This window comes from Janthinobacterium sp. 75, from assembly GCF_004365495.1.
Classification (GTDB): Bacteria; Pseudomonadota; Gammaproteobacteria; order Burkholderiales; family Burkholderiaceae_D; genus Janthinobacterium.
Map to the genome: position 1 here is coordinate 83,540 of NZ_SORD01000002.1, position 10,514 is coordinate 94,053.

Here is a 10,514-nt window from a genome sequence, read left to right on the forward strand (position 1 = left end):
ATTTTATCTTCGAAAGATCACACAGTTGATAGGCAATACTACCAGTAAATCCAATGCCCACCAGAAATAATCCAGAGCCCCAGCACGCCGTTCGTCACGCCATGCGCGAGGATAGGCGACCACAGGGACTGGCTACGCATGTACAACAAACTATATGCAGCACCGGCCACGATGCCGGCCAGCCATAAATTATGTTCAAAGCCAAACAGCAACACGCTGATGACGAAGGCCTTGGCGCTGGCGAGGCGGGGATCAGCCCGCAAAAAATCCTGCTTGTCGATCCAGCGCAACAGGAAGGAGCGCCAGAACAACTCCTCCATCACGGGCACCACCAGCGCGGCACCGGCGATACGCAGCAGCACCAGGCTCCACTCGATACGGCCATCGTTGCGCGGATCGTAGCCATCGGGATTGCCAATGCGCATCCAGTGGGCGTCGAGATTGATCCACAACAGAAAAACAACAACACCCGCGACCAGCGCCCCGAGAATGGCACGCGCGCCCAGCGGCGTCCACATCAATTCCGAATAACTGCGGCGCCAGTACAACAACATGCCCAGCACGACGCCGATCTTGACGGCATACAGCCAGCGCAAATCCTGCGCGGCAACGCCCAGTCGACCGAGCATGTCGGCAATGAAAATGAAGGAGAGATAGGCCAGGAATGGCGCTACCCGGGGCAAGGCGGCGCGGTCAAACATCTTGCCGCGCATCGGAGGTGGAGCCACGCGCCGGACGCGATGGTCCGGAGCGCGTGTTTTTCATGACAAACATGCATACCCCGATGTAATAAATATAATTATATAATTATATCAAGCCGTATCGTTGCCGTGGCAAATATCCTGGCTTAATTACAACAAGGTATACAAAAAAGCATCAACCGTTGGCGCGCGCCTCGATCTGCTCCCATTTTTCCAACGCTTCCAGCAATTCGCCTTCGATTTCGGCCACGCGGGCGTTCAAGCGCTTGCCTTCGGCTGGCGTCTTCTTGTAGAAGTCCGGATGCGACAGCTCGGCGGCCAGCACCGATTGCTCGTCTTCCAGCTTGGCAATCAGCTTGGGCAATTCTTCCAGCTCGCGCTGTTCCTTGTAGCTGAGCTTTTTCTGCTTGGCGGCCGGTGCGGCAGCCTCGACCTTCACGGCCGGCTTGCTGGCTGGCGCCGTGGCGATCGGCAAGGTGCGCACGCGCTCCCAGTCCGTGTAGCCGCCGACGAATTCACGCCACTTGCCCTCGCCTTCGGCGACGATCACCTGCGTGACCACGTTGTCGAGGAAAGTGCGGTCATGGCTGACCAGGAAGACGGTGCCCGTGTACTCTTCCAGCAACTCTTCCAGCAATTCCAGGGTATCGATATCCAGGTCATTGGTCGGTTCATCGAGCACCAGAACGTTGGCCGGCTTGGCGAACAGGCGCGCCAGCAGCAAACGGTTGCGCTCGCCACCGGATAGCGACTTGACGGGCGAACGGGCGCGTTCCGGCGCAAACAGGAAGTCGTTCAAATAGGTCATCACGTGACGGCGCTGGCCATTGATCTCGACCCAGTCGCTGCCCGGCGCGATAGTTTCCATCAAGTTCGCTTCTTCGTTCAACTGCGTACGCATCTGGTCGAAATACGCCACTTGCAGCTTGGTACCCAGGCGAATAGTGCCCGTGTCCGACTCTTCCTGGCCCAGGATCATCTTCAGCAACGTGGTCTTGCCGGCGCCGTTGGCGCCGATCAGGCCGACCTTGTCGCCACGCAAGATGGTGGCGCTGAAATCCTTGACAATGACCTTGTCGCCGTAGATCTTCGAGACGTTTTCCAGGTCCGCCACGATCTTGCCCGAGCGTTCGCCTGCCGACACGTCCAGTTTTACCTGGCCCTGCTGGTCGCGGCGCGCATTGCGCGTCAGGCGCAGCGCTTCCAGGCGGCGCACGCGGCCTTCGTCACGCACGCGTCGCGCCTTGACGCCCTTGCGTATCCACACTTCTTCCTGCGCCAGGAACTTGTCGAACTTGGCGTTTTCCACTTCTTCGATTTCCAGCTGCTCCGCCTTGCGCGTCTGGTAAGCCGTGAAGTTGCCCGGATACGACAGCAAACGGCCGCGGTCGAGCTCGATAATGCGCGTGGCAACGTTGTCGAGGAAGGAGCGGTCATGGGTAATGAACAGTACGCTGCCCTTGAAGTCGCGCAGCAAGCCTTCCAGCCACAGGATGGAACTGAAGTCCAGATGGTTGGTGGGCTCATCGAGCAGCAGCACATCGGGCGCCGACACCAGCGCGCGCGCCAGCGCCACGCGCTTTTGCATCCCGCCCGACAGGGTTTTCATCAGCATGTCGCCCGTCAGGTTCAAACGGTCGAGCACGGTTTCCACCTTGTTCGGCAAGCTCCATGCATCGGCCGCATCGAGTTTCACCTGGATGTCGTGCATGCGCTCCATCAATTCGTCGTCATTGCCTTGGCCAAACTGGCCCGTCAATGCGTCATATTCCTTCAGCCAGGCCTGCGATTCGCCCATGCCGGAGGCGACAGCGTCGAACACGGACATGTCCGGGTCGAATTGCGGCTCCTGCTCCACATAGGCGATCTTGATGCCTTGCTGCATCACCAACAAGCCGTCATCGAGCTTGAACTTGCCCGAAATAACCTTCAAGAGCGACGATTTACCCGTGCCGTTGCGACCGATCAAGCCGACCCGCTCCGTGGTTTCCAGTGAAAATTCCGCGTGATCGAGCAGCGCGACGTGACCGAACGCAAGTTGCGCCGATGAAAGAGAAATGACAGCCATAATGAGTAAGAGTGCTCGGGCGCCGTTCCCTGCACACCGCGTGGTGCACAAAACAGCCGCCGATTAGATGAATGAAGCACGCATTGTACCGATAACTCGGACTTCAATCGCCATCGACCAGTAACTTTCGCCCGCAGGGACTCGGGCCGCCGACGCGCGCTGCGTGGAATGTGGTGTCGCCAGCAGGAATCGAACCTGCATTTAAGTCTTAGGAGGACCTTGTACTATCCATTGTACGATGGCGACACGCGCAGCGGCATTATACAGGCTAGTGCCGGCCATTAACAGTCCGGCAAGCGGGCATGTGCGTGGGGCCAGCGCCTCAGTGCCCTGCCACCTGGCGCAATGGCGCTGGCACGCCGGGCGATGCCGAAGGCAGCAAGGGCAGGATTTGCTGTGCCGCCAGCTTGTGCGCCACCGGATTCCAGTGGCCGTCCACCGGCAGGAAATCCATGCGCTCGCGTTGTTGCTCCCAATGGCGCGCGAATACGGGCTGCATGTCCACCACCTGATAGCCGTGTCGCCTTGCACTCTGGATAAAAAATGCGCGATCGCCCGCCTTCCAGTTAGGCACAGCCTTTTGCGGCGCGTACAGCATGTTCCGGTCAGCATCGACCAGGAAGATAATGCGGGTATCGCCAGCGCCGCCCAGCGCGCGCAATTGCGTCATGTAGTACTCAAGCGCGGCGGCGCGGCGCGCATCAGGCGCGCCGGCGACCGTATCCTGCGCAGCAGCAGGAGGGCTGCGGTGCCACTGGCTCATCAACCAGTCAGGAAATTTCAAGTTGTAATAGATATAGCGGGCCAGAGCCGAATAGGCAAGCAGCCGCTTGGCATTGGGCTCGACATAGGGAACATGCACCAGCTTGATATTGCTCCCCTCGCTGACAAACATGCTATGGCCCCGCTGCGCTGGCGCCAGGATATCGAGCATGTCCATCGGCTCGACAAACATCACTACCGTGCGCGGATGCAGCTGCGCACGCGTATGACGCAACACTTCCAGGGCGTCGGCAAACCCGTTGCCCGAGGCGGAAGCCGCATACACGCCGCCGCCCAGGGCCTGGTTCAGCTGGCCTTGCAGGGTTTCCGGATACTCCAGCATCAAGCTTTCAATAAAGCTATCGCCGATGACAAGAACGGCAGCATCATCCTTGAAATCAGGCGAGTTGGTAAAGCCTTGCCGATTCGTCTTCCCATGCCGTGCATTCGCCAGGGCCCAGCCGTGCGAATACACGTATTCCTGCTGCGGCAGATATCGGGAATACGGACGCTGCTCACTGCTCTGCTCGATGCGCAAGCCGGACACCACCGGCATGCATTGCAGGAACGCTTCCAGCGCCAGTGCCGTAACCAGCACACCCAGGCCTATCGCAAATATGGAGCGCATATTATTTATCAGAAATTAAAATACAAGAATTCAGAAACGCCACGCGTCTCGCTAATTGCCAGCAAGACCAGGCACAGCATCAACATGCCCCCGAGCAAGATGCTGCCCCGGCCACTTTCCAGTTGCTGCTCTGCCGACAGGCGCAAGCCTCGCCCCAGCAACTCATACACATTCGGCATGCAGAAGACGATGGCGGCACACACGCCTAGCCACCACAGGCAGGAACTCAGTTGCATGATGCGGTTCACACCCAGCATGCTTTCCTGCATGGCGGGCGTCAGCGTGCCACCACACATGGCCTGGAGCACGTCCAGCGCAACGTCGATCGAGCTCGCGCGAAAAAACACCCAGGCCAGCACCACAGCAAAAAACGTCGCCAATGCGCCCCCGGCGCGTACCGCCAGGTTGCTGCGCTCGCCCAACAGATGGCGCAGTGCATGGTTGACGATCAGATACAAGCCGTGCAAGCCCCCCCATACCACGAAGGTCCAGTTGGCGCCGTGCCACAGTCCGCCCAGCAGCATCGTGATCAGGAGGTTGCGGTATCGCAAGAACCCGCCCTTGCGGTTCCCACCCAGGGGGATATACAGATAATCGCGCAGGAAATTGGACAGCGTGATATGCCACCTGCGCCAGAAATCGATGATCGAGGTCGCCTTGTATGGCGAGAAAAAGTTAATGGGCAAGATAATGCCGAACATATAGGACAGGCCATAGGCCATGTCGCAATACGCCGAGAAGTCAAAATACAGCTGAAAGGTATATGCCAGCGCACCGGCCCAGGCCTCCAGCATGCTCAAATGGGCGTGATGAAGATCGAAGACGGGAGCGACGTAGCGTGCGATCCCATCGGCCAGAATGACTTTCTTGAACAAGCCAATCGTGAAGAATGAAAGGCCAACGATCAGGCGCCCGCGGCTGAAAACATGGGATTCGGCCTGCACGAACTGCGGCATCATCTCCTTGTGATGCAGGATGGGACCGGCGATCAGGTGGGGAAAGTAGGTGACGAACAAACCATAGCTTTCCGGTTGATAGTCCTTGACTTTGCCGGCGTGGCAATCGACCAGGTAGGCGATTTGAGTGAAGGTGAAAAACGAGATACCAATAGGCAAGGTAATGCCCAGGGGCTGGAATGGCGCCCCCGTCAGGTTGGCAACAATGCTGATCAAAAAATCAAAATACTTGAAAAACACCAGCAGCGACAAATTGAAGGCGAGTCCGGCCCACAGCCAGCGCTTGGCCTCGCGCTTGCGGCCCGCCTCCTGACGGGTCGAGACAACCCGGCCAATGCTGAAATTGCAGCAGACTGAGAGCAGCAGCAGCGGCAGATAGGCGATATCCCAGTAACTATAGAATGCCAGTGAGGCCAGCAACAGGAAGATAATGGATAAGCGCAGTGAATATTTTGACAGGAGAAAATATCCCAGCAACGCCAACGGCAAGAACACCAGAAAGAACGGAAATGAATTAAATAACACGGTGCGATTCCATAAAATTGCTTATACGTAACGCTTTAGCGGCCAGTAATGGCAAGTTTATGCTGTTGACGGCAATGTTTGTTTATTATTCTCAACTTGATGACGAGACGAACTCTTGCCCGCCCGGCCTGCCGGTATGCGCAGCACGGCCGCGACCACGCGCACCGTCGCAGTCAGCCATCCCTGCGTACCATTTTCGCCACACTGCGGATCCCGTAAAAGCGCGCCGCCTTACTTGACATGCAACGTTGCAAACGGCGCCACGCCGAATTTCCTGCGCCGCACGGCGCCTGCACCGACAAGCAACAAGCCAGCCAGCAACAGCTGCAACATCGCCGGCTCGGGCACGGCACTGATGGAAAATATCTGGATGGCACCATAGCTCACATCGTAGCCCTTCCAGATGGAGCCATCGAGCAAACTGACGCCAGTCGATGGCTGTCCAAGATAATTGTAGGTGTAAAGCAAAGAGCTGCCGCCGTTCGTCAGATCCCGCGGAACATACAAATCATGCCCATAGCCGAAGGTAGGGCCATAATCGGCATTGTTGTACGTTTGATCTTTGCCGATGCCATCGCCATTGAAGTACTGCTTCAATTGCGGCAGCATGAAACCGCTCGTCAAGTTGAACAGGAAGGCCGTGCGGGCACTATCGTCCATCGTCACATGCATGCCATCGGTGGAACTCCAGCTTTGCGGATTATATCCACCCACGAGCCAGGTCTGCCCAGAGCTGTTGCTTGCCTCCATGACAGAAAAAGTGCGCCCCTTGCCATCGGAAGCCTTGTGAAAATCCAGCGAAGTATCACCGGCCGCCTTGGTATAAATATTATTCAAAGACAACTGCCCTTCACCGAGCCAGTTTTCCAGTTGCGTTTGGTAGGCGGGAGTGAGTAGTGACGTACCGGAATCGGCCTGGGCACCCAGACACACACAGGACATCGCCAACACCGCACATCTTGCTGCTCTGAAATTGTTCCGCATCTTGCACCTCAATTATCAATATGGTAAAACAACGCATCATTTACGATTACCAATATAACACGATAGATGGTATTTTTATATTTATAATTTAGATATCAAAGAGCAATATTTCGTGAAGGAAATTTAGTCAGGCAGCACGGCCGTCACTTCGATTTCCACTCTGGCACGATCCTCGATCAGGTCGGCCACTTGCACGGCCGTCATGGACGGGTAGTGCTTGCCTATAATTTCCCGATAGGCCACGCCGATTTGCGGGTACGCCGCCACATACTCCTTCTTGTCGAGCACATACCAGTTCATGCGCACGATGTGCTCGGGCAAGGCGCCCGCCTCGGCCAGCACGGCGACGATATTCTGCAGCGCCTGGCGCACCTGCCCCGCGAAATCGTCCGTGTGAAACTGGCCCTGTGCATCCCAGCCTATCATGCCGCTGACGTACACCGTGCGTCCGCTGGCGGCCACGCCGTTCGCATAGCCGCGCGGCCTGGCCCATCCCGGTGGTTGTAAAACTTGCATATTGCTTCCCTCATTGTTCATGCCGTTCATGCGTTGGCCGCCTCGCGCAGCAATTCGCGCGCGATGATCAATTGCTGCACCTCGCTGGCGCCTTCATAGATGCGCAAGGCGCGAATTTCGCGGTACAGGCGCTCGACCGGATGCCCGCTGACTACGCCCATGCCGCCAAACATCTGCACGGCTGCGTCGATCACCTGCTGCGCTGTTTCCGTGGCCGTCAGCTTGGCCATGGCCGCTTCCTTTGTTACCTTGCGCCCCTGGTCGCGTTGCCAGGCGGCGCGGTAGGTGAGCAGCGCGGCCGCGTCGATGCCGGTGGCCATCTGCGCCAGCTTGGCCTGCGTCAGCTGGAAGTCCGCCAGGGTCTGGCCGAACATCTGGCGCTTTGTCGCGTGGCGTAGCGCTTCATCGAAGGCGCGCCGCGCAAAACCCAGGGCGGCGGCAGCCACCGACGTGCGGAACACGTCCAGTGTCGCCATCGCCACCTTGAAGCCCTGCCCCGCTTCGCCCAGGCGCTGCGACACGGGCACGCGGCAATTGGCAAAACGCAGGCGCGCCAGCGGATGCGGCGCGATCACGGCGATGCGTTCGGCGATCTCCAGTCCGGGATTGTCGGCGTCGACGATGAAGGCGCTGATGCCGCGCGCGCCCGGCGCTTCGCCCGTGCGCGCAAACACCACGTAAAAGTCGGCGATGCCGCCGTTCGAGATCCACGTCTTTTCGCCGTCGAGCACATACTCGTCGCCGTCGCGGCGCGCCGCGCACGCCATCGCCGCCACGTCAGAGCCGGCCTGCGGCTCGGACAGGGCAAAGGCGGCGATGCGCTTGCCGCCGGCCACGTCCGGCAGATAGCGCGCCTTGTTCTCAACGCTGCCGAACAGGCCGATGGCGCCCGCCCCCAGGCCCTGCATGGCAAAGGCGAAATCGGCCAGGCCGTCGTGGCGTGCCAGGGTTTCGCGCATCAGGCAAATGGCGCGCGTGTCGATCTTGCCGTCGATGCCTGTGGCATGCGCCAGCCAGCCACCCTGCCCCAGCTGCGCCACCAGCGCGCGGCAGGCCGCATCGACGTCGGCGCCATGGGCATCGCTCAGGTGCTGCGCTGCCCAGGCATCGAGATCGCGTTCAAGTTCGGCATGGCGCGCCTCGAAAAACGGCCAGTCCAGGTAAGTCGTGTCGCGTGTATTTTTCATCGTCTTAATCGCCCTCGAATTGCGGTTTTTCCTTCGCCACGAAGGCGTGATAGGCGCGGTGGAAATCGTTGGTCGCCATGCAGATAGCCTGCGCCTGCGCTTCCGCCTCGATGGCTTCGTCGACGCCCATGTTCCACTCCTGCTGCAGCATTTTTTTTGTCATGCCGTGCGCGAAGGTGGGGCCGCTGGCCAGGCCGGCGGCGAACAGCTGCGCCGCCTGCGCCAATTCTTCCGGCTCGACCAGGCGATTGAGCCAGCCCCAGCGCTCGGCCTCCGCCCCCGGCAAGGAGCGCCCCGTGTACAGCAACTCGGCGGCGCGGCCCTGGCCGATCACGCGCGGCAGCAAGGCGCAGGCGCCCATGTCGCAACCGGCCAGCCCCACGCGGGTAAACAGGAAGGCCGTCTTGCTGCGCGCCGTGCCGATGCGGATATCGGAGGCCAGCGCCAGCATGGCGCCGGCGCCAGCGCAAATGCCGTCGATGGCGGCGATGACGGGCTGCGGGCAGGCGCGCATGGCCTTCACCACATCGCCCGTCATGCGCGTAAACGCCAGCAGGCCGGGCATATCGAGTTTCGTCAGGGGGCCGATGATGTCGTGCACGTCGCCTCCCGAGCAAAAATTATCACCGCTGCCGGTGATGACCACAGCCTTGACATCGTCCGCATGCGCCAGAGCGCGGAACAGCTCACGCAACTCCGCATACGAATCGAAGGTCAGCGGATTCTTGCGCTCGGGACGGTGCAAGGTCAAGGTGGCGACGCCGGCGTCGACGGAAAACAGAAAATGCCGCGCGACGTAATGGCCCAAGCTGGCACGATTGCCTGGCAGGTCTTGCGGCTGGCCGGGTAGATGGCGCATGGTCAGTCCTTTAGGGAGATGTCATTAAGCTGCTGCTTCATCTGCGACAGCAGGTCTATCAATTGGGTTTTGTCGTCCGGCGTCACGCCCTGCAGCAGTTCGGCGATCCAGCCTTCGTGCACGCGCGCCATTTCGTCAAAGGCGCGCCGGCCCGCTGGCGTCAGCTTGACGCTGTACGAGCGGCGGTCCTTCGGATCGACCACGCGCAGCACCAGTTTTTCCTGCTCCAGCTGGTCGGTGATGCCCGTGATATTGCCGCCCGTGACCATCATGCGCTTGGACAGTTCGCCCATGCGCAAACCATCGGGAAAGCGCTCGAGCTGGGCCATCAAATCAAAGCGGGGCAAAGTGATGCCGAAACTGGCGCGCAATCGCGTGCGCACCTCGTTTTCGATTTTCACGGTACACGACAGCATGCGCAGCCACAGCTTGAGCGACTGGTGGTGGTCCTGCGTCAGGCGGCTGGCCAGGTCCAGCACCGGTTCGGCCTGCGGGAGGTCGCGTTCATTGTCCATATTATCCATTGTCTACATGACTTCACCGCCGGCGACGGCGATCGATTGTCCATTCATGGCGGCTGACGCGGGCAGGCATAGCCAGGCCACTGCATCGGCCACTTCGCGCGCCTGTACCAGCCGCTGCTGCGGATTGGCCGCGGCCAGTTCCGCGCGCGCCGCGTCTTCGCCGCGCCCCGTCTTGCGCACGATATTCTGCACGGCCTGCGCCACCATCTCCGTTTCCGTGTAGCCGGGGCAGACGGCGTTGACGGTGACGCCGCGTGGCGCCACTTCCAGCGCCAGCGCGCGCGTCAGGCCGATCACGCCGTGCTTGGCGGCGACATAGGCGCTGACATAGCGATAGCCCTTCAGGCCCGCCGTCGACGCCACATTGACGATGCGCCCCCAGCCAGATTCCAGCATGGCCGGCATGGCGGCCTGGCAGCAGTGGAATACCCCCGTCAGGTTCACGGCCAGCATCTGCTGCCAGATGGCGGCATCGGTCTTGCCAAACGGCGCGGCGTGCGCCTGGCCCGCATTATTAATCAATATATCGATGCGGCCGAAATGCGCGGCGGCCTGCGAGAAACCCGCTTGCACGGACGCTTCCACGCTCACGTCGAGCACGCAGATGGCCACCCTGCCCGCGTGACCCGCCTCTTCCAGCTGCATGCGCGCACGCGCCAGGCGCGCGCCGTCTCGCCCGGCCAGGGTGACCCTGGCGCCCGCGTCCAGCAAGGCGCCCGCGCAGGCCAGGCCGATGCCGCTGCCGGCGCCCGTCACCAGCGCGTGCTTGTCGGCCAATGCGCCGTCCTGTTGCTCCTTGTTCAT

The 10,514-nt window shown here is 60.2% G+C and carries 10 protein-coding genes and 1 tRNA gene; all 11 read right to left on the reverse strand.

The genetic code is table 11. The annotated features are described in order from the left end of the window. Nucleotides 1-38: 38 nt before the first annotated feature. Nucleotides 39-728 carry a CAAX prenyl protease-related protein gene (locus C8C89_RS24700; protein ID WP_243858406.1) on the reverse strand — a complete coding sequence of 230 codons (690 nt, stop codon included), beginning with the start codon at nucleotides 726-728 and terminating at the stop codon, nucleotides 39-41. A gap of 148 nt (nucleotides 729-876) precedes the next feature. Next, complete coding sequence (locus C8C89_RS24705) at nucleotides 877-2,769, reverse strand: ATP-binding cassette domain-containing protein (protein ID WP_101484347.1); 1,893 nt, start codon at nucleotides 2,767-2,769, stop codon at nucleotides 877-879. A 171-nt stretch (nucleotides 2,770-2,940) separates the two neighbouring features. Then, a tRNA-Arg gene (locus C8C89_RS24710) sits at nucleotides 2,941-3,015 on the reverse strand. Nucleotides 3,016-3,091: 76 nt separating this feature from the next. Continuing rightward, nucleotides 3,092-4,159 (reverse strand): hypothetical protein, encoded by a 1,068-nt coding sequence (locus C8C89_RS24715; protein WP_133993710.1) that lies wholly within the window; start codon nucleotides 4,157-4,159, stop codon nucleotides 3,092-3,094. An 8-nt stretch (nucleotides 4,160-4,167) separates the two neighbouring features. After that, nucleotides 4,168-5,640 (reverse strand): MBOAT family protein, encoded by a 1,473-nt coding sequence (locus C8C89_RS24720; RefSeq protein ID WP_101484313.1) that lies wholly within the window; start codon nucleotides 5,638-5,640, stop codon nucleotides 4,168-4,170. Nucleotides 5,641-5,871: 231 nt separating this feature from the next. Continuing rightward, on the reverse strand, nucleotides 5,872-6,624 hold the full coding sequence (locus C8C89_RS24725) for a PEP_CTERM-anchored TLD domain-containing protein (RefSeq protein WP_101484312.1): 753 nt from the start codon (nucleotides 6,622-6,624) through the stop codon (nucleotides 5,872-5,874). A gap of 123 nt (nucleotides 6,625-6,747) precedes the next feature. Next, the gene (locus C8C89_RS24730) at nucleotides 6,748-7,140 is read right to left on the reverse strand and encodes a RidA family protein (protein ID WP_133993712.1); all 393 of its coding nucleotides are present in this window, start codon (nucleotides 7,138-7,140) and stop codon (nucleotides 6,748-6,750) included. A gap of 26 nt (nucleotides 7,141-7,166) precedes the next feature. Next, a complete protein-coding gene (locus tag C8C89_RS24735; RefSeq protein WP_133993714.1) occupies nucleotides 7,167-8,327 on the reverse strand; it encodes an acyl-CoA dehydrogenase family protein in 1,161 nt (386 codons plus the stop codon). 4 nt (nucleotides 8,328-8,331) lie between these two features. Continuing rightward, nucleotides 8,332-9,186, reverse strand: coding sequence for an enoyl-CoA hydratase family protein (locus tag C8C89_RS24740; protein ID WP_133993716.1), 855 nt, complete (start codon nucleotides 9,184-9,186; stop codon nucleotides 8,332-8,334). Between the two features lie 2 nt (nucleotides 9,187-9,188). Continuing rightward, nucleotides 9,189-9,701 carry a MarR family transcriptional regulator gene (locus tag C8C89_RS24745; RefSeq protein ID WP_133993718.1) on the reverse strand — a complete coding sequence of 171 codons (513 nt, stop codon included), beginning with the start codon at nucleotides 9,699-9,701 and terminating at the stop codon, nucleotides 9,189-9,191. A gap of 12 nt (nucleotides 9,702-9,713) precedes the next feature. Continuing rightward, nucleotides 9,714-10,514 (reverse strand): SDR family NAD(P)-dependent oxidoreductase, encoded by an 801-nt coding sequence (locus tag C8C89_RS24750; RefSeq protein ID WP_133993720.1) that lies wholly within the window; start codon nucleotides 10,512-10,514, stop codon nucleotides 9,714-9,716.